The following is a 25,307-nucleotide window of genomic DNA, read 5'->3' on the forward strand; positions in this document are numbered from 1 at the left end:
CGGACGGCGCGTACGGCTGGGAGACGCATGATCAAGACGCTGCCGGACTTCCCGTGGGACCTGCTGGCCCCGTACAAGCACCAGGCGCAGCAACACCCGGACGGCATCGTCGATCTGTCGATCGGCACGCCGGTCGACCCGACCCCGGAGCTCGTACGCCGGGCGCTGGCCGAGGCCGCCGACGCGCCCGGGTACCCCGCGACGTACGGCACTCCCGCGCTGCGTGAGGCCGCCGCGGGCTGGCTCGGCCGCCGGCTCGGGGTGACCGCGGACCCCGCCGCGATCCTGCCGGTCATCGGCACCAAGGAACTCGTCGCGTGGCTGCCGACGCTGCTCGGCGCCGGAGCCGGCGACACCGTCGCGATCCCGACCCTCGCCTACCCGACGTACGACGTCGGCGCGCGTCTCGCCGGGGCGACGTCACTGGCCGTCGACGGGCTGCTCGGCCTCGGGCCGGCGACACCGAAGATCCTCTGGATCAACTCGCCGTCCAACCCGACCGGCCAGGTGCTCCCCGCCGAGCACCTCCGCAAGGTCGTGACGTGGGCCCGTGAGCGCGGCGTGATCCTCATCAGCGACGAGTGCTACGCCGAGCTCGGCTGGGAGGCCGAGCCGGTCTCCGTCCTGCGCTCGGACGTCTGCGGCGACGACCACACCGGCCTGCTCGCCGTGCACTCGCTGTCCAAGCGCTCGAACCTGGCGGGGTACCGCGCGGGCTTCGTCGCCGGCGACCCGGTGCTCGTGAAAGAGCTCCTCGAGGTCCGCAAGCACGCCGGGATGATCATGCCGGCGCCGGTGCAGGCCGCGATGACGGTGGCGCTCGAGGACGACGGGCACGTCGAGGAGCAGCGGGCGCGCTACGCGCGGCGCCGCGAGTCCCTGCGCACCGCCTTCGAGGCGTACGGCTTCCGCGTCGACCACTCCGAGGGCGGCCTGTACCTCTGGCTGACCCGCGACGAGCCGTGCTGGGACACGGTGAAGACGCTCTCCGAACTCGGCATCCTCGTCGCGCCGGGCGAGTTCTACGGCTCCCGGGGAGCGCAACACGTCCGCGTGGCCTTCACCGCGACGGACGAGCGCGTCGCCGCGGCCGTCACCCGCCTCACCGGCTGATCGGCGGAGAGACGTATCTCATGTCGTGACCTTGGGTAGATCGGCGATGCCGGGCTGTGCGTGCCTGGCGTGATGGTGTTTCATAGAACCGAATAAGGTTCTACTTACACCGCCGTCGAGGAGCGCAAGGTATGCAGCGCGAGATCTTCACCGAAGAACACGAGGCCTTCCGCGACACCGTGCGGTCCTTCATCGCGAAGGAGGTCGCGCCGTTCCACGAGCAGTGGGAGAAGGACGGCGTCGTCTCCCGTGACGTGTGGCTCGCCGCCGGCCGCCAGGGGCTGCTCGGCATCGACATCGATGAGCGGTACGGCGGTGGCGGCGATTCCGACTACCGCTACTACGTGGTCATGGGCGAGGAGCTGGCCCGCGCCGGGGTCCACGGACCGGGCTTCGCGGTGCACAACGACATCAACGGCGGTTACCTGAGCCGCCTCGCCACCGACGAGCAGAAGCAGCGCTGGCTGCCCGGCTACTGCTCCGGTGAGATCATCACCGCCATCGCCATGACCGAGCCCGCCGCCGGCTCGGACCTGCAGGGCATCCGGACGACCGCGGTCAAGGACGGCGACGACTACATCCTCAACGGGCAGAAGACGTTCATCACCAACGGCATCCTGTCCGACCTGGTCATCGTCGTCGCCCGTACGGACCCCGAGGCCGGCCACAAGGGCATCAGCCTGCTCGTGGTCGAGCGCGGCATGATCGGCTTCGAGCGGGGCCGCAACCTGGAGAAGATCGGGCTGCACGCCCAGGACACGGCCGAGCTGTACTTCGACAACGTCCGGGTCCCGAAGGAGAACCTCCTCGGCGAGGAGGGCGAGGGCTTCATCTACCTGATGCAGAACCTCCCGCGCGAGCGGGTCGCCATCGGCGTCACCGCGCTCGCGGGCGCGGAGAAGGCGTTCGAGGAGACGGTGGAGTACTGCCGCGGCCGCGAGGCGTTCGGTCGCCCCATCGGGCGGTTCCAGCACAACCGGTTCACGCTGGCGGAGATCAAGACCGAGCTGTCCGTGGCCCGGGCGTTCACCGACCGCTGCGTGACCGAGCACGTCGCGGGCCGGCTGAACACCGAAGAGGCCTCGATGCTGAAGTGGTGGAACACCGAGCTGTGCAACCGGGTCGTGGACCGCTGCCTGCAGCTGCACGGCGGCTACGGCTACATGTCGGAGTACCCCATCGCCAAGGCCTACCTCGACTCCCGCATCCAGACGATCTTCGGCGGCACGACCGAGATCATGAAGGAGATCATCGGCCGGAGCCTCGGCCTGTAGCGCTCTCGCGCGAGGCACGCCGCCCGCCGGTCGTTGAGCCTCGCGATCTCGCGGGACAAGTCCCGGTCGCGCAAGCGGTCCAGCGCCGTCCCGGCGCCGGTGATCAGTGGGTCGGCGTCGGTCGGCGGGCCGGTCCGCGCCAGGTTACGCGTTTAGGCGCGGTGCGCTGGGTATCGGGGGTCCAACGCGAAAAGACGGAGCCGACATGACCGAGGGCCGAACGTCCGGCGAACGCCGGGGAACGACCAGGGGCGCGCGTGCGGAGACGCCGGTTCGGCCAGCGGGCCATGTCGTGACCTTCTGGATGAGGAGCAGGCGATGACGGCCAACGGAAACAGCAGCCCACGGAACCCGGCCGAGGAGGCGGCGCGAGCCCGCGAGGAGATCGGCGGGGCGGCGGAGGCGTCGGCCGCGACGGCCGGTGACGCGAAGGGACGCGCCCAGGACAAGGTCGCGCAGGCCAAGGACACGGCCACCGAGCAGAGCGGCGAGGCGAAGGGGAAGGCCGCGCAGGCCAAGGACGCGGTCACCGACCGCGCCGGCGACGCCGTGCGGAGCACGCAGGAGAAGGCCGGGCAGGTCAAGGACACGGTCTCCGGTCTGGCGGCCAAGGCGCGCGAGAACGCGACGCCTCCGGCGATCACCAGCCCGCCCGCCGTACGCGGTGCGGGTGCCGGGGCCGCGGCCATCGGGGTGGCCACCGCACTGGTCGTGTGGCTGGTGCGCCGCCGCCGGCGGAACGCCAATCCCTGGCACCGGGCCGCCGAGACGGCCAAGTCCCAGATCAAGACGGTGCGCCGAGAGGCGAAGTCGGGCCTGAAGACGGCGCGCAAGCGCTCGCGCGCTGAGGCCGCGGCGCAGGTGGCCTCGGCCAGGAAGAAGGCGCGCCAGGCCAAGGCCCGCGCGAAGTCCTGGAAGTGAGCATGTCACCGGCGACGCCGGCGTCCGCCGAGCCGAGCGGTACGGCGGTGCCGGCGTCCGCCGGAGAGCGTGGCGGATCCGCGCCGGTCGTCCTTCGCGTCAGCGGATCGTGATGTGGTCCTCGGCGGCCTTCTTGTCCTTGGTCCAGCCGCTGTGGCCGTCGTCGGCGCGCCAGTGGCGGCCGGAGTAGCGGACCTCGCGCAGGCCGTACATCTGGGCGTGCGTCACCAGCCAGGTCGCCATCGTCCACCCGGCGCGACCGGTGGGGGCGGCCAGGTCGTCGCCGTCGTCGGTGAGCTTCAGCGTCGAGCGGAGCTCGGCCAGCGCCGCTCGCGTGTCGGAGACCTTCTTGCGCTTGTTCGGCGGGTACCAGCAGCGCACGGACGCCGGCACGTGGCCCGTGAAGGCCGTCGCGAGGGTCTTGGCGTCCTCCTCGTGCTGGGCGTAGGCGCTCCCGTCGGCGCTGCGCTGCACCTTCTGCGCGGCCTCGTGCACCGGCAGGCCCGTGTAGTCCTTCACCTTGACCAGCGCGGTGAAGAAACGGCCTGTGGCGTACACCGGGTCCTTGAGCTTCGTGGCCGAGCCCCAGCCCTGCGACGGGCGCTGCTGGAAGAGGCCGACGGAGTCGCGGTCGCCGCTCTCCAGGTTGTGCAGGTGCGACTCCTGCAGCGCGGTCGCGTACGCGATGACCGTGGCGCGCTCGGGCAGTTTCCGGCGCAACGCGACCGCGGCGATCGTGGAGGCGTTGGCGGCCTGTTCGAGGTCGAGCGGCATCACTCCCGCGTCGGCGCGCGCCTCGCAGCTCGTACCGTGCAGGTATGGGCGGAAATGCAGGTAGAGCGCCACACCGCCCCCCGCGATGACCAGCATCGTGGCCAACGCGACCGCGGCGAGCCGTAGCCGTCTTCTGTCCGCCTTCCCCACGCGACGACCGTACCGGCTCGGCGACCCTGATGCGCATCGGTCGAGTGCCGCGCCGCTATCCTCGCGGCCATGACCGACACGTTCACCAGCCCGATCTCCAGCGCCATCGACGAGCTGTGGGAACGCCGAGCGGAACTCAGTCCCGAGGACACGGACGCGCGCTCGGCCATCCTGGCCGCCATCGACCAGATCGACGCGGGCACCGCGCGCGTCGCCCAGGTCGACGAGACCACCGACGAGGTCGTGGTCGACGAGCGCGCCAAGCGGGCGATCCTGCTCGGCTTCAAGGTCCTCGAGATGACGACCTCGCAGGCCGGCGACTTCCAGTACCACGACCGCATCCCGCTGAAGACCCGGTTCGACGGCGTGCGCGTCGTTCCCGGTGCGATCGCGCGGTGGGGCTCCTACCTCGCGCCCGGCGTGGTGCTGATGCCCTCGTTCACGAACGTCGGCGCGTACGTCGACTCCGGCACGATGGTCGACACGTGGGCGACCGTGGGCTCGTGCGCGCAGATCGGCAAGAACGTCCACCTGTCCGGCGGCGTCGGCATCGGCGGGGTGCTGGAGCCGCCGAACGCCCGGCCCGTCGTCATCGAGGACGAGGCCATGATCGGCAGCCGTTCGATGATCGTGGAGGGTGCGCGCGTCGGCAAGGGCGCGGTCGTCGGCTCGGGCACGAACCTGTCGGCGTCCATGCCGGTCATCGACGTGCAGACGGGTGAGGAACTCGGCCGCGGCCGGATCCCCGACTGGTGCGTCGCGGTCGGCGGCACGCGGCTCAAGGAGTTCCCCGGCGGGACGTTCGGCATGCCCGCGGTGCTGGTCATCAAGCGCCTGGAGCCCGGCATGCGCCACGACAAGTCCCAGCTCAACGACATCCTGCGCGACCACGGCCTCAGCGCGTAGGCCTCCCTCGCGTTGAACGCGCGCCGGGGCCCGCGTACGGGCCCCGGCGTCCGGCGGGGTCAGGAGGTGCCGTCGGCGAGCGCGAGCAGGCGGTCGGCCGTGCCGTTGAAGACGTCCTGGCCGCCCGGGAACGTGCCCTCGGCGGCGTACTGCCAGAACGTGTAGGCGGTCCAGCCGGCCGGGAGCGGCGGCGCGGCGCCGTACGCGGACACCCACAACGGGTCCCGCGCGCCGAGGTCCGTGCTCGTCCCGACGCACTGGTTCCACCAGCTCGGCGTCGTGTAGATGATCGCCCAGCGGCCGGTCCGCGCGTGGTATTCGTTCACGAAGCCGGCGATCCAGCCGGCCATGGCGCTCTGACCGAGGCCGTAACACGCCGCGCCGTACGGGTCGAACTCCAGGTCGAGGGTGCCGGGCAGCGTCCGGTGGTCGGCCGACCAGGCGCCGCCGTGCGTGGCGAAGAAGTCGGCCTGCGCCGGGCCCCCGAGGCGTTCGGGACGGCGACGTGGGCCGCGCCCCGGATGAGACCGGCGGCGTACGCGCCGGAGGACAGGCGGGCGAAGTTCGGATCCTGGTACGCGGTGCCCTCGGTCGCCGTGATGAAGACGAATCTCGCTCCGGCCGCCACGGCACCCGCCCAGTCGACGTTGGTGGTCGCGCCGGAGATGTCGAAGCCGGGCACCGATGCCGCCGTACGGGCGGAGGCCGGAGCGGACGTCGCGAAGGTGGAGCCGGCGGCCAGCACGGCCGCGGCGAGCGCCGTCATGAGGCTGCGGATGGACATCGTCGTTCCTTACGCGGCAGATGTGCGGGTCCCCGGCGGTGGCGGGGCGGCCGCCGGGGACCCCTCACACCTGGCGGGGTCAGGTGTTGTCGGCCAGGGCGAGCAGCCGGTCGGCCGTGCCGTTGAAGACGTCCTGGTCGCCGGGGAACGTACCGCTGTCGGCGTACTGCCAGAACGTGTAGAAGCCCCAGCCCGCCGGCAGCGTGCCCGCCGAGCTGGAGTAACGCGCGATCCACAGCGGGTCGTTCTGCGCGAAGGTCGAGTCGCTGTTGCCGGTGCAGGAGCTCCACCAGTCGAGCGTGGTGTAGATGACCGCCCAGCGGCCGGTCTTGGCGTGGTACTCGTTGACGAACGCGTGGATCCAGCTGCGCATCGACGCCTGGCTGAGTCCGTAGCAGGTCGCGCCGTAGGGGTTGTACTCGATGTCGAGCGCGCCCGGCAGCGTGTGGTGGTCGGCGGACCAGGCGCCGCCGTGCGCGGCGAAGTAGTCGGCCTGCGCCGCGCCGCCGGAGGTGTTCGGGGTCGCGAAGTGGTACGCGCCGCGGATGAGGCCCACGTTGTACGAGCCGACGTACTGCTGGCTGAAGTACGGGTTCGTGTACGACGTGCCCTCGGTCGCCTTGACGTAGGCGAACTTCGCGCCGTTGTTCTTGACCGTGGTCCAGTTGACATTGCCCTGGTGGCTGGACACGTCCAGGCCGGGCAGCCCGGAGACGGCCGGGGTGACGGTTCCCGGGGTGGCGCCCGAGCGGGCGGCGAGGCTCCAGCCCATGTGGTCCTGGTCGGGGTGGGTGATCGGGTTGGGGGACGCGCCGGCGGCGGGGCCGAGGGCGAGGGCGGTGCCGGCGAGGGCGAGCGCCGTGACGGCGGTGCTCATCCGGCGGATCAGGCGGCGGGCCACGGATCCTCCTGGGGATGCGGGGGGCGGGGGAGAGGGAGGCGGCGGTGCCTCAGGAGCCTTCGCGGGGACCGACGGCGGGACCGTGGTCGCCACGACGGCGGGGTCCGGGCAGGTTCGACCGGACGTACGGGGTCGCGCGCTCGGCGCGGAGGGGAGAGGCACCGAGGGCGGTGGCGACGTCGTTGCGCAGCTGGGGCAGCTTGGCGTACAGCGCGTCGCCCGGGCACTCGGTGCTGTTGTAGTCGCGGTGACCGACGATCGCGGCGTGCGGGTCGAGGCCGTAGTCGTCGCAGAGCCACGCGAGCGTCTGGACGAGGGCGTTCCACAGCGCGGTCGGGGGCAGCACGCTGGTGTAGGTGCCCTCGTTCTCGATGCCGAGGGTGTGCCCGTTCTCGTTGGCGGTCTGGGCGCCCATCACGTTGGCGCCCTTGCCGATGGCCTCCAGGGAGCGGTTGCGGCCCTCCATCACGTAGCCGCCGCGGCTGATGGTCAGCTGCTGTCCCGTGTCGGCCCAGCCGTTGGTGTCCATGTGCAGGTCCTGGCAGTCGCGAGACAGCTGGAACGCGTGCGAGAGCGAGTAGTCGGTGGAGTTGGGAAAGGCCATGTGGTGGACCACGAGGTGGTCGGGCGCGGCGATGATCTGCGCCGGTGACGTCGGGGGCCGTGCGCCCCATTCCGCCCGGGTGTAGATACGCGGCTTGGTGTAGGCGTGGGCCGGGGCCGATCGGGTGAGGTCGGCCGCCCCGAGCAGTGCGGCACCACCCGCGACGGCGGCCGCGCGCGCCATGAAGTGGCGGCGGCCGAAGGATGATGTGTCGGGCATGGCGGGGGACTCCCTGCGGTCGAAAGCTGATTCCGCTCCCGCCATATGTAAATATCCTACCCAGTAACCTCCGGGAAGGTGGAAAATTCCCCCAACAGACTCCCTTTCCGTTGGCAGATCGATAAGTCAGTACAGGTCAGAAGTGTCGTCAAGAACCCCTCCACCGTGTGGGGGTTGGCCGGATCCGGGCACACCGGAAGTAGGCTGAGGGCTCATGCGGCTCGATCTGAACCAGGACGTGGCGGCACTGACCGCGGCGATCGTCGACATCGAATCCGTCAGCGGCGACGAGAAGGCTCTCGCCGACGCCATCGAGGAGGCACTGCGGGCACTTCCGCACCTGGCCGTCGAGCGCGACGGCGACACGGTGATCGCGCGCACGTCCCAGGGGCGGAGTGAGCGTGTCGTCGTCGCCGGCCACATCGACACCGTCCCGGTCAACCACAACCTGCCCTCCCGGGTCGTAGGCGACCGGCTCTACGGCTGCGGCACCGGCGACATGAAGGCCGGCGTCGCCGTCCAGCTCAAGCTCGCCACCCTGGCCGAGACCAACCGCGACGTGACGTACTTCTTCTACGAGTGCGAAGAGATCGAGGAGGCGCGCAACGGTCTCAAGCGCATCGGCGACACCCGTCCCGAGCTGCTCCAGGCCGACTTCGCCGTGCTCATGGAGCCCACCGCCGGCGTCATCGAGGGCGGCTGCCAGGGCACCATGCGGATCGACGTGAGGGTGCCGGGCGAGCGCGCGCACAGCGCCCGATCCTGGATGGGCTCGAACGCCATCCACAACGCCGGCGCGGTGCTGGACGTCCTGCGCGCGTACGAGCCGCGCCGTCCCGTGGTCGACGGGCTGGAGTTCCACGAGGGGCTCAACGCGGTGTTCATCAACGGCGGCGTGGCCGGGAACGTCATCCCCGACGAGTGCGTGGTGACCGTCAACTACCGCTTCGCTCCCGACAAGTCGCTCGAAGACGCCGAGAAGCACCTGCGTGAGGTCTTCACCGGGTACGACGTGACCGTCGTCGACGGCGCCGCGGGCGCCCGTCCCGGCCTCACGCAGCCGGCCGCCGCGGCGTTCGTCGAGGCGATCGGCGGCGCGTCGGCCGCACGGGCCAAACTGGGCTGGACGGACGTCGCGCGGTTCTCCGCGCTCGGCATCCCGGCGGTCAACTTCGGGCCCGGCGAGCCGAGCCTGTCGCACACGAAGGACGAGTACGTCGAGATCCCGCGCATCTTCGCGGGGGAGGAGCGCATGCGCGGCTGGCTCAAGGCGTGACCTACTGGAAGGCGGTCTCATGACGCAGACGGTGACCGAGGCACTCACCATCGCGGAGGCGGCGGAGCGCGCCGGCGTCTCCACCCACACTCTTCGCTACTACGAACGCATCGGCGCGCTCCGCGAGCGGCCCGAGCGCGACCCGAGCGGGCACCGCCGCTACACCGAGCGCGATCTGGACTGGATCGTCCTGCTGACCCGCCTGCGCGCCACGGGCATGCCGATCGCCACGATCCTCCGCTACGCCGAGCTGGCGCGCGCGGGCACGGCCACGGCGGCGGAGCGCAAGGCGCTTCTGCTGGAGCACCGCGACGAGGTCGTGGCCCGCCTCGAGCAGCTCCGGCACGACCTCACGATGATTAACCACAAGATCGAGATCTACGACGACATCGAACGCCGTCGGATCGTCCCGGCCCCCTGACCGGGGACGATCGGCGGCCACGGCACGCTCGCAGGGCGACGACGGGGCGTACGGCGGGTGGCTTCCTCATGACGCGACCGCCGGGCGAGTTAAACCGGTTGCTTCCCTGGCTACGGTAATGGGCATGCGATCTGACCAGGCGCCGCGTAGGAGGCGGCAGGGCCCTGTCACACTCCGTGGCAAGGCCATCCCGTCGACGACCACCGACCAGAGACTCCTCGACGCCCGTGGCCCCTCGGACTGGGTGCACACCGACCCCTGGCGAGTGTTGCGCATCCAGGCGGAGTTCGTCGAGGGCTTCGGCCTGCTGGCCGACCTGCCGCACGCCGTGAGCGTCTTCGGCTCCGCGCGCACCAAGCCGGACAGCGAGGAGTACGTCCTGGCGCAGCGGATCGGCGCCGCGCTGGCCGAGGCCGGGTACGCGGTCATCACGGGCGGCGGGCCCGGGATCATGGAGGCCGCCAACGGCGGCGCCGTCTCCGCGGGCGGCAAATCGGTCGGGCTCGGCATCGAGCTGCCCTTCGAGCAGAGCCTCAACGACTACGTCGACATCGGCATCGAGTTCCGTTACTTCTTCGTCCGCAAGACGATGTTCGTGAAGTACTCCCAGGCGTTCATCGTGCTGCCGGGCGGCTTCGGCACCCTCGACGAGCTGTTCGAGGCGATCACCCTCGTCCAGACCAAGAAGATCACCCGGTTCCCGATCGTGCTGGTCGGCACCGCCTTCTGGGGTGGCCTCATCGACTGGATCAAGAACCAGATGCTGCCGGCCGGCAAGATCGCCGACGAGGACATGGATCTGATCCACGTCACCGACGACCCGGCCGAGGTCGTCCAGATCGTCAGGCGCGCCCACGAGACGCAGGAGCGCCTGCTGGAGGAGCGCGCCGCGCAGGACGAGCTCGCGGCCGAGGGAGGCAACGGTTCCTGATGCGGATCTGCGTCTTCTGCTCCTCCAGCGGCCGGATCGACCGCCGCTACCTCGACCTCGCCGAGGAGACCGGCAAGGAACTGGCCCGCCGGGGACACACCCTCGTCAGCGGCGGCGCGACCGTGTCGTGCATGGGCGCCGTCGCGCGCGCCGCCCGTGACGGCGGCGCCCACACCGTCGGCGTCATCCCCCGGGCGCTCGTCGACGTCGAGATCGCCGACGACGACGCGGAACTGATCGTGACCGAGGACATGCGGTCGCGCAAGGGCGAGATGGACCGCCGCTCGGACGCGTTCCTGGTGCTGCCGGGCGGGCTGGGCACGCTCGAGGAGCTCTTCGAGATCTGGACCTCGCGCGTGCTGGGCATGCACGAGAAGCCGATCGCCATCCTCGACCCGTACGGCCTGTACGAACCGCTGCGCGATCTGATGAAGCACCTGCTGGATGAGGGCTTCGCCCGGCCGCGCATCTTCGACGCGATCGGCTGGGCGAGCACGGTGACGGAGGCCTTCGACCACCTCGAACGCACTCCGGTACGCCTGGAGGCGACGGCCGAGGACTACGTCGAATCCGAGCCCTGAGCCGGGAGCGGTGCCAGGTGTGGCACGATCGGGTGATCGAGGCACAGAGGGGAGCTCGATCTTGCTCGTCATGACCATCACCGTCGCGCTGGCCGCCGTGGCCGTGCTGGGCGCGATCGTCGTCGTGGCCGTGGGCGGAGGCGGGCAGCTCTCCACGGAGCACCCGGACCACCCGCCGCTGGCCCTGCCGGGACGCCGCACCGTCGGCGGCACCGACGCGGCGCTCCTGCGCCTACCGCTCGGGCTCTGGGGCTACCACAAGCAGATCACCGACGAGGCGCTGCAGCGTTTCGCGTACGAGCTGACCGAGCGCGACACGCGCATCGCCGTCCTGGAGCAGGAACTCGCCGAGGCGCGTCAGGGCCGCGACGGCGACACGCGGCCCGACCTGCGCCCGGAGCGGCGCGGCGACCGGCATGCGGCCCTTCCCGCGGCGCGCGACGACGAGCCCGACCCGATGGTCACCCGCACCGACATCCCGCTCGGCCTGTCGCGTCTGGACCCTCTCCCCACCCGCGTGGACGCTCCCTCCGAGGGGTCCACGCGGATCGGCGACCCTTGGCAGACGATCGTCGACCGGCCCGGCGACGCCGAGGAGGCCGACGCGGCCGAGGAGCGCCCGGCCGAGCCTGCGGGGGAAGAGCCGGCTGAGGCGTCGCGAGAGCGGCCCGCCGAGCCCGCCGAGCATGCAGAGTCCCCGGAGCCGACCGAACCGGCCGAGGCCGCCGAACCGGCCGAGCGGCCGGTGGAGCGTAAGGACGACGGCGAGTGAGCCGCGTGGCCGTGCACGCCACGGTGGACATGCCGGCGCCCGCCGAACACGTGTGGGAACTGCTCGTCGACTGGCAGATGCACGGTGAGTGGGTGCCCTTCACCCGTGCGGAGGGCGGCGCCGCCGAGGGAGAGGGCGTCGAGGCCTGGACCGGCGTGGGGCCGATCGGCTTCCTCGACACCATGGTGATCTCCGAGTGGACGCCGCCGACACGTGTCGCGGTCCGTCACACGGGGCGGCTGGTGCGGGGCGAGGGCCGCTTCGACCTGCTGGACATCCCCGGAGGACGGTGCCGGGTGACCTGGGCCGAGCTGATCGACCTGCCGCTGGGCCCGATCGGCCGCGCGGGCTGGATCGCGGTCGGCCCGCTCGCCCGTCTCATGCTCCACACCTCGCTCCGCCGTCTCGCTAAACTGTTCGAATGACGATGATCGGCCCCGACGGGCTGGCACGCTGCCCGTGGGGCGTTTCGGCGCCCGACTACATCGCCTACCACGACGACGAATGGGGCCGGCCGGTCCGCGACGACCGCGGGCTGTACGAGCGCCTCTGTCTGGAAGCGTTCCAGTCGGGGCTGTCCTGGCTGACGATCCTGCGCAAGCGACCGGGCTTCCGCCGCGCCTTCGACGACTTCGCGCCGGAGAAGGTCGCGGCGTACGGCCCGGCCGACGTCGAGCGGCTGCTCGCCGACGCGTCCATCGTGCGCAACCGCCGCAAGATCGAGGCGGCGATCGCGAACGCCCGCGCCTCGCTCGACCTGCCGGACGGGCTGGCCGCTCTCGTGTGGAAGTACGCCGACCCGGGCGCGCCGGCCCCCAAGACGGTCGCGGAGGTGCCGGCCATCACCCCCGGCTCCAAGGCGCTGGCCAAGGAGCTCAAGGGGCATGGCTTCCGGCACCTGGGTCCCACGACCGTCTACGCCCTGATGCAGGCGTGCGGGCTGGTCGATGACCACCTGGTGGAGTGTCACCGGCGTGGCGCCTACATCGCGGACTGATCGTTCAGAGCCGGTCCCAGGGGTGGGCCCGGTGGCTGCGGATGAGGTCGTCTTTTCTTGGACCTTTTCCATTCTGCGGCGGGTTCAGCATAATGGACTTGGCGTTCAGGCGCGTACTCATTGCTATTTCCACGCAGTTGTCGCCGGCGTGGCCACTGCGGCTGCTGCGGCGCCAGCGGGCGGTCATTTCAGTCCCTCTTTCGCGGTAGTGGAACGGCTGCCGAATGCTTCTCGACGCCAACAGTGGGCGGAGTCGGTCGTGCTCACGGTTCCTCTCCCTAATCGGCCGGACGGGTTTCACCGGCCTGGTGACATGGGTTGCAGGCAGCCCAAAGCGCGAGTCGGTGGTCGCGTCTACCCCCGCTGCCCGGTCAACGTGTTCGCCGTCCCTGCATTCACCGAGGCATGTCCTACCCCGGCGAGGCACTGGCCGGAGAATCCCCCTCCATGCAGCGTACGCACAATTCGCAGGTAGTACGAGTAAATCTTTGGCCCGCCCAATTTACGTCGCACCCAAAAGGTGCACGAGCCGTCCGCATCAAGCGATCAACGGCTCGCTCATCGATCACCGCCTCGATCGCGAGTGGACGCGGAATGCCGTTCCGCGCGGTGCTGTTCCGGTGTCCGCCGCGCCACGGTGCGGATCCGGGCCGGGCGCGCGACGCCGTACGGTGCGTTCCCCGCGGCGGGCGGGCCGGCCGGTGGCTCTGAATAACGGTCGCCGCCGGCGCCGTGGCCGCAAGCGGACGCGCCGCGACTAGAGCCGGCGCAGAGTGCCGGGCGTGACCGCGTGAACCTGCCCGGGTATGTCGTTGAAGCGGACATGTGCCTTCCCACGGCCGACCTTCACCACCACGCCCCGGCCGAAGCCCAGTTCCATCGGGCCGTCGAAGCCGTCTCCGGCTCGTACGGTGTCGCCGATGCCGAGGCTCTGTCCGGCGCAGTCGACGATGCCCTCCGCGGGCGTGCGCTTTCGCCTGACGGTGTCCGCCATCGGCCGGCGGGTGACCGTGACCGCGGCGGGTACGGCGGATGCCGTCACGACGGCGGCCGCGATCCAGCCCACGGGATCGGGCACCACCGAGACCACCAGCAAGGCGGCGGTGACGGCTCCGATCGCCCCCGCCGTGAGCGCGGTTCGCGTCGCCATGGGTCGGAGAGTAACCGTCCGGCTCACTCGCGCAACGCGTTATGTCCGGTTGAGGCCGCCGTGACAACCTCTCGCCGTCTCGCGCATCCAGCGCCCGCGGACGGTCGTCAGCGGCCGTGGAAGACGGGCTGCTCCTTGCGCAGGAACGCCCTGGTGGCGGCGGCGTGGTCGGCGGTCCGGGCGCAGGACTCCTGGAGCTCCGCCTCTTTGGCGAGCGCGCCGGCGAGGTCGGTCACCGCCGCGTGGTCCACCGCCGCCTTCACCGCGGCGTACGCCACCGTGGGGCCCGCCGCGAGCCGGGCGGCCAGGTCGCGGGCCGCGGTCGCCAGCGACTCGGGCGGCACGACGGCGTTCACCAGACCGAGCTCCAGGGCCTCGGCCGCGCGTACCGGCTCGGCGAGCAGCAGCAGCTCCAGCGCCTTGGCGCGGCCGACCACGCGTGGCAGTGTCCAGGACAGGCCACTGTCCGGCGTCAGACCGATGCGGGTGAAGGCGGTGGCGAACGAGGCCTTCTCCGACGCGATCCGCACGTCGCAGGCCAGCGCGAAGGACAGCCCGGCGCCCGCCGCGGCGCCGTTGACGGCGGCGACGACCGGCTTCGGCATGCCGCTGAGCGCCAGGACGATCGGCGCGTAGTGGTCCTCGAGCGTGCCGTCGAGGCCGCGGCCCGCCTCCAGGTTGTCCGCGTGCTCGCCCAGATCCTGGCCCACGCAGAACGCGCGGCCGGAGCCGGTCAGCAGCACCGCGCGCGCGGCGGAGTCGTCCCGCGCCCGCTCCACCGCCTCACGCAGCTCCGTCTTGGCCGTCACTGTGAGTGAGTTCATCGCGTCCGGGCGGGCGAGCGTGATCGTCGCCACACCGTCCGCCAGGTCGTACTGCACGCTCTCCGGCACGTTCGGGCTCCTTCGACCGACTACAGGTCTCTACCGGCCATCGAGGCAACGATCGACGAACCGCGAGGCCGCGGGCAAGAGCCGCGCCGCCTCCTCGTCGAAGAATCGCGCGGCCCTGGTGCCGGGCCAGTCGTCGGGCAGCAGCGTCGCCGGCAGCCCCGGGTCACGGAACAGGAACTTACGCCACTCGTGCACCAGCCGGCTGCGCACGGCGAACGCCTCCTCGTCGCCCTCCCCGGGACACGTCGCCAGGAGCTCGGCGGCCTCGTCGATCCAGCGTTCGTACGCGCGGGCCAGCCCGTCGAGGTCCCACGCGCGCGCCACCAGGCCGCGGGCGTCGCCGTCATAGCCGGCGGCGAACCGCTCCGCCCGCACGCCCTCGGTCGCGAACAGGGGCTCCAGCTCGGCCGAGGCGCGAGGGCTGATCCACGTCGTGTCGTCGAGCGCGGCGTAGCCGAGGTAGCCCAGCCCGGCCCGTAGCCGGTCGCGACGCGCTCGGTCGGGAATATGCTGGATAACAAGCAGATGCCAGCGTCCGTCCCACGTGTCGGGCGCGTCACGGTAGATGCGCCGTCCCGCCTCGTCGAGGCGCCGCACGGCCTTGGTCGTCAGCGCGTACCCGCGGCCCTGAGGCAGCCGTACCGGTGACAGCCACCCCTGCCGGACCATGCGCGAGACCGCGGTGCGCGCGGCCGGGGCGGCGATGTCCAGGGCCGCCAGCAGCCGTACGAGCGAGGCGATCGGTGCGCTTCTGCCTCGGGTCCGAAGGTGGTCACCGTAGAGGTCGAAGAGGGCAGAACGGGCATTCATAGAACTCCAGTCTGACGATCTCCGAGCTGATCGTTACCACTTAGCGTCCCGAAAACGGGATAATGGTCCACCACAGTTGACGTTGATGCGGCAGGCGGGTCAGCGGCCAAGGAAGCCCGGCGGCCCCACGCGGCCCTAGGCAGGAAGGGGATGCACGCATGGCGGCGATGAAGCCGCGGACAGGCGATGGTCCGCTCGAAGTTACCAAGGAGGGGCGCGGAATCGTCATGCGTGTCCCGCTCGAAGGTGGCGGGCGGCTCGTTGTCGAACTGTCGGCAGATGAGGCAGGCGAGCTCGGGGACGCTTTGAAGGGTGTTGTCGGCTAGGACGCCTCGCCCGTACCGGGCGGATCGTTCCGGTCGAGTCGATTCATCGAGTGAGGCCCCGGCTGACGCCGGGGCCTCACTGCTCATCAGGAGAGGGCCAGGAGAGAGTACGTGCCACTACAGACGCAGCTCCGCGCGCTCGACGGGACGATCCGCGACGCCGCCACCACGGCCGAGGCGGTCGCCGTCCCCGTACGCTCCGGGCCGGAGATCGACCCCGCGTACGCCGACGGGCTGGCGGGCATCTTCGCGCTGGGCGCGGCGGACCTGCTCGCCCACGAGGACGCGAAAGGCGAGCCGGGAGAGATCGTCAGGGCTCCGTTCCGCATGGGCGACGGCATCACCGAGCTGCTCCTCTTCGGCGTGGGCGACGGGTCGGTCTCCGCGCTGCGGCGCGCGGGCGCGGCCGTCGCCCGGCAGGTCAGAGGCTGCGGCAAGGTGATCGTCGGGGGTCCGTCGGAAGCGGAGGACGACGCCCTCGCGGCCTTCGCGGAGGGGCTGTTGCTGGCGTCGTACGACTTTCGCGTCGGCGGCACCGCCAAGCGGCCCGGCGCCGAGTCGATCAGCGTGGTCACCTCCTCATCGGCCGTCCTGGAGCGCGGCGCGGCGGTCGCCCGCGCGGTGGCGCTCGCCCGCGACCTCACCAACACCACCTCGCTGGACAAGTGCCCGCAGTGGCTCGCCGAACGCGCGGAGGAGCTCGCCGCGGACGGCTCGCTGACGGTACGCGTACGCGACGAGGTGGCGCTCGCCGCCCAGGGCTTCGGCGGGCTCATCGCGGTCGGCGCGGGCTCGGCCCGGCCGCCGCGTCTGATCGAGCTGACCTACGAGCCCGAGGGCGTCGCCGACACACGTCCCATCGTGCTCGTCGGCAAGGGCATCACCTTCGACTCGGGCGGCCTGTCCCTCAAGTCGAACGCGGGCATGAAGACCATGAAGACCGACATGGCGGGCGGCGCGGTCGTCATCGCCGTGATGAGCGCGCTGCGCGAGCTGGGCGTGCCGGTCAGGGTCACCGGGCTGGTCGCGGCCGCCGAGAACATGCCGTCCGGCTCGGCGATGCGCCCCGGCGACGTCATCAGCCACTACGGCGGCACCACCTCCGAGGTCCTCAACACCGACGCCGAGGGCCGCCTGGTCCTGGCCGACGCGCTCGCGTACGCCGACGCTGAGCTCGCCCCGGCGGCCGTCGTCGACATCGCCACCCTGACCGGCGCCGCCAAGGTCGCGCTCGGCCTGCGGTACGCCGCGATGTACTCCACCGACGAGACGCTGGCCGGCGACCTGCTGGGCGCGAGCGAGGACAGCGGAGAGTCCCTGTGGCGGATGCCGCTGGTCGAGGAGTACCGCCCGGCGATCGACTCCGACGTCGCCGACGTGGCGAACATCGGCCGCGGCGGCTACGGCGCGGGCTCCGTCATCGCCGCCCTGTTCCTGCGGGAGTTCGCCGGCGACCGGCCGTGGGCCCACCTGGACGTGGCCGGCCCGGCCCGCGCCACCTCCGACGACGCCGAGATCACCAAGGGCGCCACCGGCTACGGCGTCCGCCTGCTCCTGCGCTGGCTCGGGAACAAGGAGAACTGACGCCGGGTCAGCGGGTTCGGGCGTCGACGGCCGGGAGGCCGCGACGGCGTACCTCGGTCAGGATCCGCTCGGCGTCCGTGTCCCAGCCGGGCTGGATCCGGGTCGCCCAGCGCGCGGACGCCACGCCGGGCACGTCGTCCATGCCCAGCGCCAGGATCTCGGCGCTCGGGGGCGGCAGGGTGCGTTCGGCGGCGGCCGCCGTCGGCAGGAACGCCAGACCGGTCACCGTACGCCGGCCGCGCGGCGACGGGGTGCTCCACACGATCGCCGCGGCCAGGTCCGTCCAGTCGAGGACACGGTCGCGGGTCCGCGGCCACGGCCAGGGCGCCGGCAGGCGTACACCGCGTTCGTCCAGTTCGAGGACCGGCCGCCGGGCCAGGAACCGGCCGGCGGCCGTCGCCAGGCCGGCCCCGAACAGCAGGACTCCGGCCACGCCGACCAGCAGGTAGAGCACCGCGCCGAACCCCGGTAGGGACGGCACGGCGGCCGCCGCGAAGACGGCCGAGAACACCAGCAGGACGAGAGAGCACCCCACCGGCCGCGCGTCATCCGGGACCGGTCGCCGGAGTACCCTCATTCACCCTTCACCGCGGCGAGGAGCCCGTCCCCGACCGGCAGCAGCATCGCCGTCAGCCGGTCGTCGTCGCGGACGAGCCGGCCGAGCTCGCGGACCGCCACGGTGTCCGGCGAGCGGTTGGCGGGATCGGCCACCGTGTCGCCCCGCAGGGCGTTGTCGAAGGCCACCACGCCGCCCGGCCGCAGCAGCCGCAGCGCCTCCGGCAGGTAGTCGGGGTACTCCTGCTTGATCGCGTCACAGAAGACCAGGTCGTACGCTCCGTCGGTGAGACGGGGCAGCACGTCCAGTGCGCGGCCCGTGATGAGGCGGGCGCGCGAGGTCGGGAAGCCGGCCTCGGCGTACGCCTCGCGGGCCAGCCGCTGGTTCTCCGGCTCGACGTCGACGCTCGTCAGCACGCCGTTCGGCCGCATGCCGCGCAGCAGCCAGATGCCGGAGACGCCACAGCCCGAGCCGATCTCGACGACCGTGCGCGCGCTGATGGCGGTCGCGAGGAACCTGAGGGCGGCGCCGCCGGCCGGACCGATGGGCGTCGCGCCCACGTCCTCGCCGCGACGGCGCGCGTTGCGCAGCGGCTCGTCCTCGGGGAGGTATTGCTCCACGTAGGCCAGTGTGGCCTTCACCGCGTCGATGACTTCCTCCTCATGGAGCCTTAGCCTGCGAGGTCAAAGACTACTGCGGGTGGGGAACTCCGCCGCCTATCGTCACGTTCTTCAGGAGGGCCACGGCAGCCGGTAGGCGGAAAGGAAGAAACGGGGCAGTATGGCGGTGGCAGTACTTCTGCGTGAGAGGGGAGCGACGGTGCGCGACGCCGGCATCGCCTGGACACCCCCTTCGTGGGACGAGATCGTGCGCGAGCACTCCGGCCGCGTCTACCGCCTCGCGTTCCGGCTCACCGGCAACCCGCACGACGCCGAGGACCTCACGCAGGAGGTCTTCGTCCGCGTCTTCCGGTCGCTGGCCAACTACCAGCCCGGCACCTTCGAGGGCTGGCTGCACCGCATCACGACCAACCTGTTCCTCGACCAGGCGCGGCGGCGGCAGCGCATCCGCTTCGAAGGGCTCGCCGAGGACGCCGCCGAGCGCCTGCACGGCAACGAGCCCACTCCCGCCCAGGCCTACGACGACAAGAAGCTCGACGCCGACATCCAGGCGGCACTCGACGGCCTGGCCCCCGACTACCGCGCGGTCGTCGTGCTCTGCGACATCGAGGGCCTGTCGTACGAGGAGATCGCCGCGACCGTGGGCGTGAAGCTCGGCACCGTACGCAGCCGGATCCACCGCGGGCGCGCGCAGCTGCGCGCCGCCCTCGAACACCGCGGTCCCCGGCGCCGCCGTCCCGAGGAGGCGGTATGACCGAGCGAAGCGAGGGAATCGAGAGACGCGGTCCTGTGGTCACTCCCTCCGACGTGGGAGGGCTCATGACCGAGCGAAGCGAGGGAATCGAGAGACGCGGTCCTGTGGTCACTCCCTCCGACGTGGGAGGGCTCATGACCGAGCGAAGCGAGGGAATCGAAAGACGCGGCCCTGTGGTCACTCCTCCGACGAAGGAGGGCCCATGAGTCATCTGGGGGAGCGCCTCACCGCGCTGGTCGACGGCGAGCTCGGGCACGACGAACGCGACCGTGCCCTGGCGCACCTCGCGGCGTGCGACCTGTGCCGGGCCGAGGCCGACGAGCTGCGAGCCCTCAAGCGCCGGCTCCGCGCGATGGGCGACGCGGCCCCGGGCGAGCGTCTGCTCGCCCGGCTCCAGGCCATGGGCGAGCCCGGCGACCCGCTGCCGCCGGCGGCCCGTCGCCTCCCCGGGGAGAGCCGCGGCCCGTCCGCCGAGCGTCCCGCCACCCGTCCCCGCGACACCCGTCCCGCCGGCCGTACGCGCCGTGCCGCCGCGCGCCGCCGGCTGCCGCGCGGCCGCTACCTCGTCGCCGGCGCCGCGACCCTGGCCGTGCTCGGCATCGGCTCCGCGGCGTTCGCCGCCGGCTCGGACCCACGCTCGCTGCCGCGCGTGGCTCCATCGGTCGAGCAGTTCGCGGTCGAACACGCCCTGACGTCGGGCGACGTTCCCCTGACCGACCCCAAGCCGGCAGAGAAGACCAGCGATAGCCCGTGACTCACCGGATCTCGCGCAACTCGTGGATGGCGGGAGGCATCGCCGCCGCGCTTCTCATGCTGTGGTTCGTCACGACCGGTGACACGGCGAGCGGCGCCCGGCTCCAGTCCGACCCCGAGGCGCTGCGGCTGCTGCGCGGCGCCGAGGGCGCGGCGCGCACGACGCCGTACGAGGGCACGCAGTTCATCACCGCCTGGAGCCGCAGCGGGATGGCGACCACCTCGCTGGTCAAGGTCACCCACGTGCCCGGCGACGGCACTCACATGCGCGTGCAGAGCACCACCGCCGACCAGGGCGGCCAGATGTTCGAGGCCGACGACTCCGACCGCACCGGCGGGCTCACCGGCTACACCTCGAAGATGCTCGACCTGCTGGCGCGCAACTACGCGGTCGTGCGCGCCGGCCAGGGCGAGGTGTCCGGCCGCGCCACGTCCGTGATCGAGGCGCGGCGCGCCGACGGCAGCGCGGCGGGCCGCTTCCACATCGACCGCCAGACCGGGCTCATGCTCCGGCGTGAGCTGCTCGACCAGCAGGGCCGCGAGGTCAACCTCACGTTCTTCACCGAGATCCGGCCGACCGCGCCCAAGACGCAGTACGTCCTGACGTCCGCGCCGCGCACGGTCGAGGCGCCCTGGGCGCACCAGCTCGCCGGCGCCGACCTCGGCTCGCTGCGCTACCGCGGCTGGCCGGTCCGCGACACCCTGCCCGACCGCCTCAGCCTGTACGACGCGCGGCAGCTCGACGGCCAGGGCCCGGTCGTGCACCTCAGCTACTCCGACGGGCTCTCGGTGGTCTCGGTCTTCCTCCAGCGCGGCACGCTCGACGCCGGCAGCGTCGCCGACTGGCACAAGGCGACCCGCGGCGGCCGCACCGTCTACCTGAGCGACACGATGCAGCAGCGCGCCATGTGGGCGAGCCGGGGCTACGTCTTCACCGTCCTCGCCGACGCGCCGCCCCCCGTCGTCGACAGCGTGGTGGCCGCGCTGCCCCACGGCGAAACGGGTTTCTGGGGACGTCTCCACCGCGGGCTCGACCGGCTTACCTCATGGGCCAACCCATTTGACTGATCTGTGGAGATCCCCTTTGCTATGGGGATTCGACGTCGTTTCGTCACCGGGGGATGAAGCCGTGAACCGGCGGGTTTCACCGTCAAGGTCGCTTATGCTCGCCACATACCTCGCGCGCCATAGTGGGGGAGACGACGACAGGTCCATGCGCGGTCGGCAAGGAGTCAGGTGATGACGGAAGACAACCGCGCGCCCGGGGGTCCGCCGCAGGACGACCGGCGCACGGCAGAGTTCGAGCCGCGGAACTCCGTGGGTCCCCAGGGCCCGACGGACCAGATCGTCGCCGGTGGGCCGCCGAGTGGACCTCCCACCGGGCCGCAGAGCGGGCTTCCCATCGGGCCGCCGACCGGACCGCAGGGCATGGCGCCGCCCGACCCCGGACCGCGCTCGCCGTACGGAGCACCGCAGCACACCGACGCGCCCGGCCGGCCACGCCCCTCCTTCTCGCCGCACCACTACGAGCAGCCGTACGACCAGCAGCGCCACGCGGCGCCCTCGTACAACGGCTGGAACACCCAGCAGCAGCCCCACCCCCCGCAGCCGCCGGGCGGTGGCTACCCCGCTCAGCCGGGCCCCAACTGGGCGCCCGTCCCCGCGCCGGAGCCGCGTGGGCGCCGTGGCCCGTCCACGAGCCTCTTCCTGGTCGTCTCCGTCGTCATCGCCCTGCTGGCCGGGGCGCTCGGCGCCGGCGTCGGCGTGCTGGCGACCGGTGATCACAGCGGCACCGTCGACCTCGGCAGCGGCAAGACCTCCACGACCGGCGCCAAGAACCGCGACCCCGGATCGGTCGCCGGCATCGCCCAGCGGCTGGTGCCGAGCGTGGTGATGATCAAGGTGACGAACGGCACCGAGGGCGGGGCGGGCACCGGCTTCGTCGTGAACGGCGGCTACATCGTGACCAACAACCACGTGGTCGCGCCCGCCGTCAGCGGCGGAAACATGCAGGTGGTCTTCAGCGACGGCAAGACCACGACCGCGACCATCGTCGGTCACGACCCGACCTCCGACATCGCCGTGATCAAGCCGGGCACCCTCGCGGGTCGCAAGGCCCTCACCCTCGGCGACTCCGACAACCTGGCGGTCGGCGACCCCGTCATCGCCATCGGCTCTCCGCTCGGCCTGGCCGGCACGGTCACGACGGGCATCGTCAGCGCCCTCAACCGTCCCGTGAGCACCAGCGGCGAGGGCGGCGAGTCCGCCTTCATCAACGCGGTCCAGACGGACGCGGCGATCAACCCGGGCAACTCCGGCGGCCCGCTCGTCGACTCCAAGGGCCAGGTCATCGGGGTCAACTCCGCGATCGCCACGCTCGGCAGCCAGTCGCTCGGCGACAAGCAGCAGAGCGGCAGCATCGGGCTGGGGTTCGCCATCCCCAGCAACCAGGTCAAGAAGGTCGCCGAGCAGCTGATCAACAACGGCAAGGCCACCCACGCGGTGATCGGCGCCTGCATCGACATGTCCTACCAGGGCGGCGGCGCCCGCATCGCCACCGACGGCGCCCAGTCCTGCAAGGGCGGCACGATCACGCCCGGCGGACCGGCGGAGAAGGCCGGGCTGAAGGCCGGTGACATCATCACCGCGTTCGACGGCAAGCCGATCTCCGGCTCGGACGAACTGATCATGGCGATCCGCGCCAAGGCGCCGGGCGACCGGGTCCAGGTCGCCTACACCCGCGGTTCGCAGCGGTCGACGACCGTACTCACGCTGGGCGCGGGTAACTGACGGGTCCCGCGCGGCAGACGCGGGGGGAGGTCGCGGTTAAGCTGGGATTCGCGGCCTCGGCAGGAAGGCCGCGGGGCATCAGGTGGAGGACGCGTGTTCGACGTAGGACTCGGTGAGGCGCTTCTCCTCGTCGTGCTCGCTCTGATCATCTTCGGCCCCGACCAGCTGCCGAAGGTCGCCTCGCAGGCGGGCCGCGCGCTGCGCCAGCTGCGCGCCATGGCCAACAGCGCCAGGGACGACCTGCGCGAGGGCCTCGGCCCGGAGTTCGCCGACTTCGACGTGGCCGACCTCAACCCGCGCCGGTTCGTCCGCAAGCACCTCCTGGAGGACCTGGACGACCTCGATCAGCCGGGGCCGATGCCGGCCGAGGAGCCGCTGCTGCCCTTCGGCGAGCGGCCGCCGTACGACCCGGAGGCGACCTGACCGCGCGTCACCGCGCGCTGCTGGGAGCGCGGTAGACCCGGATCCAGTCGACCTGCATGGTGATCCGCTTGGGCGTGCTCGGCGCGCGGTGGAACCCCTCGCGCATCTCGTTGCGCAGGTAGAGCTGCATCCCGGCCTGCCGCGGGACGAACGACCCGGTGTAGCTCCAGGTCTTCTTGCCGTCCATCCAGAAGGTCACGTGGCCGGGCAGCCAGTCGACGCCCACGGTGTGCCACTTGGTGAAGTCGGCGCGCGTGGTGCGCTGCACCTGCTGGTCGTCGGGCCCGTGGTGGATGAACAGGCCGCCGCTCCTGCGGTTGCCCGACAGGATCTCGGCGAAGTCGATCTCGGCGTACTCCGGGTCGCCCATGTGCACCGGCCACAGGAACGCGGTCGCGGAGTAGCCGTTGCCCCGGTCGGCCCGGATGCGGGCCTCCCAGCGGCCGTAGGTCTGGGCGAGGCGGGAGATCACGCCGGCGCCCTGGTCACGGCCGCCGTAGACCCCGCCCACGAGGTCGAGGACCCCGCCCGAGACGTGGGTGCCGGCGGCGATGCCACGATGGCTGGAGGCGTCGGGCGCCTGGTACACCTGCCACTTGCGCGTGTCGAGTGCGGTGCCGCCGAAGTCGTCCCACAGGACCGGCGCACCCCAGGACTTCGGGGTGCCGCCCGGCGCGTCGGCCTGAGTGGCGTCTCCGCCTCGCGGCGTCGTTAAGCGTTTTGAGTGCCCGCTACAGCCGACCGACGCGCAGGCCGCGACCACCAGAGCCGCGGCCAGCACCGTCCCCCGCATGACCCCGTCGAATGCCATACATCCACGAAATCACGTGGGCACCGCGCGTCAAGCGCGAACACACCCTCGGGTTGGTCAACCGCGGTTCGGAGTGAGACCAAGCTGCCGGCCGCGCAGGCTCTTGGCCCGCCCGGAGATCTTGTCGGCGATGCCGCGCAGCTCCTTGGAGGCGGGCGCGTCCGGGTCGTCCAGCACGATCGGACGCCCCTGGTCGCCGCCCTCGCGCAGCCGCACGTCGATCGGCACCTGGCCGAGCAGCGGCACGGACGTGCCGAGCGTACGGGTGAGCGCGTCGGCCACGGTCTGGCCGCCGCCGGAGCCGAACACGTCGACCGGCTCGCCGCAGTGCGGGCAGGGCAGGTAGGACATGTTCTCGATGACGCCGGCGACCGTCTGGTGGGTCTGCGCGGAGATCGCGCCCGCGCGCTCGGCCACCTCGGCGGCGGCCTGCTGCGGCGTGGTCACCACGAGGATCTCCGCGGACGGCAGCAGCTGCGCCACCGAGATCGCGATGTCGCCGGTGCCCGGCGGCAGGTCCATGAGGAGGACGTCGAGGTCACCCCAGTAGACGTCGGCCAGGAACTGCTGCAGCGCCCGGTGGAGCATCGGCCCGCGCCACACGACGGGCGCGTTGCCCTCGGTGAACATGCCGATCGAGATGACCTTCACGCCGTGGGAGTTGGGCGGCATGATCATCTGCTCGACCTGGGTGGGCCGGCCGGTGACGCCGAGCATGCGGGGCACCGAGTGGCCGTAGATGTCGGCGTCGACCACGCCGACCTTGCGGCCCTGGGCCGCCAGCGCCGCGGCGAGGTTGACCGTCACCGAGGACTTGCCGACGCCGCCCTTGCCGCTCGCCACCGCGTACACGCGGGTCAGGGAGTTCGGCTTGGCGAACGGGATCTCCTTGGCCGCCTGGCCGCCGCGGAGCTTCTGCTGGAGGGCCTGGCGTTGTTCCTCGCTCATCACGTCGAGGTCGACCTGCACTCCGGCGACACCGGGGACCTTGGAGACGGCGGCGGTGACGTCGCGCGTGATCGTGTCGCGCAGGGGACAGCCGGCGACGGTGAGGAACACGGCGACCTTCACCCCGCCCTCGGGCGTGATGTCGACGCCCTTGATCATGTCCAACTCGGTGATCGGACGCCGGATCTCCGGGTCGTTCACCGTGGCGAGCGCGGCATTCACCTGCTCGATCGTGGGGGAGGCCATACCCCCATGGTATTGAGCG

General features: G+C 71.7%; 29 protein-coding genes and 1 pseudogene. 18 read left to right on the forward strand and 12 right to left on the reverse strand.

The genetic code is table 11. The features are described from left to right. Positions 1-27: 27 nt before the first annotated feature. The 3 genes from dapC (at position 28) to ACQEV1_RS13015 (ending at position 3,308) form a co-directional block, all read left to right on the forward strand. Complete coding sequence (gene dapC / locus ACQEV1_RS13005) at positions 28-1,113, forward strand: succinyldiaminopimelate transaminase (RefSeq protein ID WP_433393975.1); 1,086 nt, start codon at positions 28-30, stop codon at positions 1,111-1,113. Between the two features lie 131 nt (positions 1,114-1,244). Further along, on the forward strand, positions 1,245-2,387 hold the full coding sequence (locus ACQEV1_RS13010) for an acyl-CoA dehydrogenase family protein (RefSeq protein ID WP_285570718.1): 1,143 nt from the start codon (positions 1,245-1,247) through the stop codon (positions 2,385-2,387). A gap of 318 nt (positions 2,388-2,705) precedes the next feature. After that, positions 2,706-3,308: a hypothetical protein gene (locus tag ACQEV1_RS13015; protein ID WP_433393978.1), complete on the forward strand. Its 603-nt coding sequence runs from the start codon at positions 2,706-2,708 to the stop codon at positions 3,306-3,308. A gap of 99 nt (positions 3,309-3,407) precedes the next feature. Here the strand turns inward: ACQEV1_RS13015 and ACQEV1_RS13020 are convergent, their stop codons facing one another. Then, complete coding sequence (locus ACQEV1_RS13020; RefSeq protein ID WP_433393980.1) at positions 3,408-4,232, reverse strand: hypothetical protein; 825 nt, start codon at positions 4,230-4,232, stop codon at positions 3,408-3,410. A 69-nt stretch (positions 4,233-4,301) separates the two neighbouring features. On the opposite strand from ACQEV1_RS13020, the gene ACQEV1_RS13025 reads away from it, so the two are divergent. Continuing rightward, positions 4,302-5,138 (forward strand): 2,3,4,5-tetrahydropyridine-2,6-dicarboxylate N-succinyltransferase, encoded by an 837-nt coding sequence (locus tag ACQEV1_RS13025; protein ID WP_285570710.1) that lies wholly within the window; start codon positions 4,302-4,304, stop codon positions 5,136-5,138. Positions 5,139-5,197: 59 nt separating this feature from the next. Here ACQEV1_RS13025 and ACQEV1_RS13030 read toward each other — a convergent pair. The 3 genes and pseudogenes from ACQEV1_RS13030 to ACQEV1_RS13040 form a co-directional block, all read right to left on the reverse strand. Further along, positions 5,198-5,922 (reverse strand): annotated as a pseudogene (locus tag ACQEV1_RS13030) (GH25 family lysozyme). Between the two features lie 79 nt (positions 5,923-6,001). Continuing rightward, a complete protein-coding gene (locus ACQEV1_RS13035) occupies positions 6,002-6,823 on the reverse strand; it encodes a lysozyme (RefSeq protein ID WP_285570704.1) in 822 nt (273 codons plus the stop codon). A gap of 49 nt (positions 6,824-6,872) precedes the next feature. Further along, a complete protein-coding gene (locus ACQEV1_RS13040; RefSeq protein WP_285618479.1) occupies positions 6,873-7,646 on the reverse strand; it encodes a peptidoglycan recognition protein family protein in 774 nt (257 codons plus the stop codon). A gap of 214 nt (positions 7,647-7,860) precedes the next feature. Between ACQEV1_RS13040 and dapE the strand changes: the two genes are divergently transcribed. From dapE to ACQEV1_RS13075, 7 genes are all read left to right on the forward strand, one after another. Next, on the forward strand, positions 7,861-8,922 hold the full coding sequence (dapE, locus tag ACQEV1_RS13045) for a succinyl-diaminopimelate desuccinylase (protein WP_433393983.1): 1,062 nt from the start codon (positions 7,861-7,863) through the stop codon (positions 8,920-8,922). Positions 8,923-8,941: 19 nt separating this feature from the next. Continuing rightward, positions 8,942-9,343: a MerR family transcriptional regulator gene (locus ACQEV1_RS13050; RefSeq protein WP_433393985.1), complete on the forward strand. Its 402-nt coding sequence runs from the start codon at positions 8,942-8,944 to the stop codon at positions 9,341-9,343. Positions 9,344-9,467: 124 nt separating this feature from the next. Beyond that, positions 9,468-10,274, forward strand: coding sequence for a TIGR00730 family Rossman fold protein (locus ACQEV1_RS13055; protein ID WP_285618475.1), 807 nt, complete (start codon positions 9,468-9,470; stop codon positions 10,272-10,274). Beyond that, on the forward strand, positions 10,274-10,855 hold the full coding sequence (locus ACQEV1_RS13060; protein ID WP_285618473.1) for a TIGR00730 family Rossman fold protein: 582 nt from the start codon (positions 10,274-10,276) through the stop codon (positions 10,853-10,855). Before ACQEV1_RS13055 ends, ACQEV1_RS13060 begins: the two co-directional genes overlap by 1 nt. A gap of 70 nt (positions 10,856-10,925) precedes the next feature. Then, positions 10,926-11,627, forward strand: a complete 702-nt coding sequence (locus tag ACQEV1_RS13065; RefSeq protein ID WP_433393988.1) for a hypothetical protein — start codon at positions 10,926-10,928, stop codon at positions 11,625-11,627. Then, on the forward strand, positions 11,624-12,052 hold the full coding sequence (locus ACQEV1_RS13070; RefSeq protein ID WP_285618469.1) for an SRPBCC family protein: 429 nt from the start codon (positions 11,624-11,626) through the stop codon (positions 12,050-12,052). The genes ACQEV1_RS13065 and ACQEV1_RS13070 overlap by 4 nt, the downstream gene beginning before the upstream one ends. Then, the gene (locus ACQEV1_RS13075; protein WP_285618467.1) at positions 12,049-12,624 is read left to right on the forward strand and encodes a DNA-3-methyladenine glycosylase I; all 576 of its coding nucleotides are present in this window, start codon (positions 12,049-12,051) and stop codon (positions 12,622-12,624) included. Before ACQEV1_RS13070 ends, ACQEV1_RS13075 begins: the two co-directional genes overlap by 4 nt. Positions 12,625-12,628: 4 nt before the next feature. Here ACQEV1_RS13075 and ACQEV1_RS13080 read toward each other — a convergent pair whose 3' ends face one another. The 4 genes from ACQEV1_RS13080 to ACQEV1_RS13095 all read right to left on the reverse strand — a co-directional run bounded on the left by ACQEV1_RS13080 (position 12,629) and on the right by ACQEV1_RS13095 (position 15,477). Next, on the reverse strand, positions 12,629-12,811 hold the full coding sequence (locus ACQEV1_RS13080; RefSeq protein WP_432705529.1) for a DUF397 domain-containing protein: 183 nt from the start codon (positions 12,809-12,811) through the stop codon (positions 12,629-12,631). Between the two features lie 570 nt (positions 12,812-13,381). Continuing rightward, positions 13,382-13,774, reverse strand: a complete 393-nt coding sequence (locus tag ACQEV1_RS13085; RefSeq protein ID WP_433393991.1) for a hypothetical protein — start codon at positions 13,772-13,774, stop codon at positions 13,382-13,384. A 107-nt stretch (positions 13,775-13,881) separates the two neighbouring features. Then, positions 13,882-14,667, reverse strand: coding sequence for an enoyl-CoA hydratase-related protein (locus tag ACQEV1_RS13090; RefSeq protein WP_285618464.1), 786 nt, complete (start codon positions 14,665-14,667; stop codon positions 13,882-13,884). A gap of 30 nt (positions 14,668-14,697) precedes the next feature. Further along, the gene (locus ACQEV1_RS13095) at positions 14,698-15,477 is read right to left on the reverse strand and encodes a PaaX family transcriptional regulator (protein ID WP_285618462.1); all 780 of its coding nucleotides are present in this window, start codon (positions 15,475-15,477) and stop codon (positions 14,698-14,700) included. A gap of 158 nt (positions 15,478-15,635) precedes the next feature. On the opposite strand from ACQEV1_RS13095, the gene ACQEV1_RS13100 reads away from it, so the two are divergent. After that, entirely contained in the window at positions 15,636-15,803 is a 168-nt protein-coding gene (locus tag ACQEV1_RS13100) for a DUF3117 domain-containing protein (protein WP_141954058.1), read from the forward strand. Between the two features lie 111 nt (positions 15,804-15,914). After that, on the forward strand, positions 15,915-17,387 hold the full coding sequence (locus ACQEV1_RS13105) for a leucyl aminopeptidase (RefSeq protein ID WP_433393994.1): 1,473 nt from the start codon (positions 15,915-15,917) through the stop codon (positions 17,385-17,387). Positions 17,388-17,394: 7 nt separating this feature from the next. Here ACQEV1_RS13105 and ACQEV1_RS13110 read toward each other — a convergent pair whose 3' ends face one another. Then, entirely contained in the window at positions 17,395-17,964 is a 570-nt protein-coding gene (locus ACQEV1_RS13110; RefSeq protein WP_433393996.1) for a hypothetical protein, read from the reverse strand. Further along, complete coding sequence (locus ACQEV1_RS13115; protein ID WP_433393998.1) at positions 17,961-18,584, reverse strand: O-methyltransferase; 624 nt, start codon at positions 18,582-18,584, stop codon at positions 17,961-17,963. The genes ACQEV1_RS13110 and ACQEV1_RS13115 overlap by 4 nt, the downstream gene beginning before the upstream one ends. A gap of 139 nt (positions 18,585-18,723) precedes the next feature. On the opposite strand from ACQEV1_RS13115, the gene sigE reads away from it, so the two are divergent. From sigE to ACQEV1_RS13140, 5 genes are all read left to right on the forward strand, one after another. Further along, on the forward strand, positions 18,724-19,317 hold the full coding sequence (sigE, locus tag ACQEV1_RS13120) for an RNA polymerase sigma factor SigE (protein ID WP_285618456.1): 594 nt from the start codon (positions 18,724-18,726) through the stop codon (positions 19,315-19,317). 202 nt (positions 19,318-19,519) lie between these two features. Continuing rightward, positions 19,520-20,071, forward strand: coding sequence for an anti-sigma factor family protein (locus ACQEV1_RS13125; protein WP_285618454.1), 552 nt, complete (start codon positions 19,520-19,522; stop codon positions 20,069-20,071). Next, positions 20,068-21,138 (forward strand): sigma-E factor regulatory protein RseB domain-containing protein, encoded by a 1,071-nt coding sequence (locus ACQEV1_RS13130; protein ID WP_285618452.1) that lies wholly within the window; start codon positions 20,068-20,070, stop codon positions 21,136-21,138. The genes ACQEV1_RS13125 and ACQEV1_RS13130 overlap by 4 nt, the downstream gene beginning before the upstream one ends. Before the next feature lie 171 nt (positions 21,139-21,309). Further along, positions 21,310-22,860, forward strand: a complete 1,551-nt coding sequence (locus ACQEV1_RS13135; RefSeq protein WP_433394001.1) for a trypsin-like peptidase domain-containing protein — start codon at positions 21,310-21,312, stop codon at positions 22,858-22,860. Positions 22,861-22,953: 93 nt separating this feature from the next. Continuing rightward, positions 22,954-23,283, forward strand: coding sequence for a sec-independent translocase (locus ACQEV1_RS13140; RefSeq protein ID WP_285570649.1), 330 nt, complete (start codon positions 22,954-22,956; stop codon positions 23,281-23,283). A 7-nt stretch (positions 23,284-23,290) separates the two neighbouring features. On the opposite strand, the gene ACQEV1_RS13145 is transcribed toward ACQEV1_RS13140, so the two are convergent. Further along, positions 23,291-24,094, reverse strand: coding sequence for a glycoside hydrolase family 16 protein (locus tag ACQEV1_RS13145; RefSeq protein ID WP_433394004.1), 804 nt, complete (start codon positions 24,092-24,094; stop codon positions 23,291-23,293). Positions 24,095-24,151: 57 nt separating this feature from the next. Then, a complete protein-coding gene (locus tag ACQEV1_RS13150; protein WP_285618447.1) occupies positions 24,152-25,288 on the reverse strand; it encodes an Mrp/NBP35 family ATP-binding protein in 1,137 nt (378 codons plus the stop codon). Positions 25,289-25,307 lie beyond the last annotated feature (19 nt).

The organism is Actinoallomurus sp. CA-142502 (genome assembly GCF_050936355.1).
Taxonomy (GTDB): domain Bacteria; phylum Actinomycetota; class Actinomycetes; order Streptosporangiales; family Streptosporangiaceae; genus Actinoallomurus; species Actinoallomurus iriomotensis.

Excerpts from the sequence above, each read along its gene's own strand:
- dapC (WP_433393975.1), top strand. The coding sequence starts at position 28 with ATGATCAAGACGCTGCCGGACTTCCCGTGGGACCTGCTGGCCCCGTAC.
- ACQEV1_RS13010 (WP_285570718.1), top strand. The coding sequence starts at position 1,245 with ATGCAGCGCGAGATCTTCACCGAAGAACACGAGGCCTTCCGCGACACC.
- ACQEV1_RS13015 (WP_433393978.1), top strand. The coding sequence starts at position 2,706 with ATGACGGCCAACGGAAACAGCAGCCCACGGAACCCGGCCGAGGAGGCG.
- ACQEV1_RS13025 (WP_285570710.1), top strand. The coding sequence starts at position 4,302 with ATGACCGACACGTTCACCAGCCCGATCTCCAGCGCCATCGACGAGCTG.
- ACQEV1_RS13040 (WP_285618479.1), bottom strand. The coding sequence starts at position 7,646 with ATGCCCGACACATCATCCTTCGGCCGCCGCCACTTCATGGCGCGCGCG.
- dapE (WP_433393983.1), top strand. The coding sequence starts at position 7,861 with ATGCGGCTCGATCTGAACCAGGACGTGGCGGCACTGACCGCGGCGATC.
- ACQEV1_RS13050 (WP_433393985.1), top strand. The coding sequence starts at position 8,942 with ATGACGCAGACGGTGACCGAGGCACTCACCATCGCGGAGGCGGCGGAG.
- ACQEV1_RS13055 (WP_285618475.1), top strand. The coding sequence starts at position 9,468 with ATGCGATCTGACCAGGCGCCGCGTAGGAGGCGGCAGGGCCCTGTCACA.
- ACQEV1_RS13060 (WP_285618473.1), top strand. The coding sequence starts at position 10,274 with ATGCGGATCTGCGTCTTCTGCTCCTCCAGCGGCCGGATCGACCGCCGC.
- ACQEV1_RS13065 (WP_433393988.1), top strand. The coding sequence starts at position 10,926 with ATGACCATCACCGTCGCGCTGGCCGCCGTGGCCGTGCTGGGCGCGATC.
- ACQEV1_RS13075 (WP_285618467.1), top strand. The coding sequence starts at position 12,049 with ATGACGATGATCGGCCCCGACGGGCTGGCACGCTGCCCGTGGGGCGTT.
- ACQEV1_RS13080 (WP_432705529.1), bottom strand. The coding sequence starts at position 12,811 with ATGACCGCCCGCTGGCGCCGCAGCAGCCGCAGTGGCCACGCCGGCGAC.
- ACQEV1_RS13085 (WP_433393991.1), bottom strand. The coding sequence starts at position 13,774 with ATGGCGACGCGAACCGCGCTCACGGCGGGGGCGATCGGAGCCGTCACC.
- ACQEV1_RS13095 (WP_285618462.1), bottom strand. The coding sequence starts at position 15,477 with ATGAATGCCCGTTCTGCCCTCTTCGACCTCTACGGTGACCACCTTCGG.
- ACQEV1_RS13100 (WP_141954058.1), top strand. The coding sequence starts at position 15,636 with ATGGCGGCGATGAAGCCGCGGACAGGCGATGGTCCGCTCGAAGTTACC.
- ACQEV1_RS13110 (WP_433393996.1), bottom strand. The coding sequence starts at position 17,964 with ATGAGGGTACTCCGGCGACCGGTCCCGGATGACGCGCGGCCGGTGGGG.
- sigE (WP_285618456.1), top strand. The coding sequence starts at position 18,724 with ATGGCGGTGGCAGTACTTCTGCGTGAGAGGGGAGCGACGGTGCGCGAC.
- ACQEV1_RS13125 (WP_285618454.1), top strand. The coding sequence starts at position 19,520 with ATGAGTCATCTGGGGGAGCGCCTCACCGCGCTGGTCGACGGCGAGCTC.
- ACQEV1_RS13135 (WP_433394001.1), top strand. The coding sequence starts at position 21,310 with ATGACGGAAGACAACCGCGCGCCCGGGGGTCCGCCGCAGGACGACCGG.
- ACQEV1_RS13145 (WP_433394004.1), bottom strand. The coding sequence starts at position 24,094 with ATGGCATTCGACGGGGTCATGCGGGGGACGGTGCTGGCCGCGGCTCTG.
- ACQEV1_RS13150 (WP_285618447.1), bottom strand. The coding sequence starts at position 25,288 with ATGGCCTCCCCCACGATCGAGCAGGTGAATGCCGCGCTCGCCACGGTG.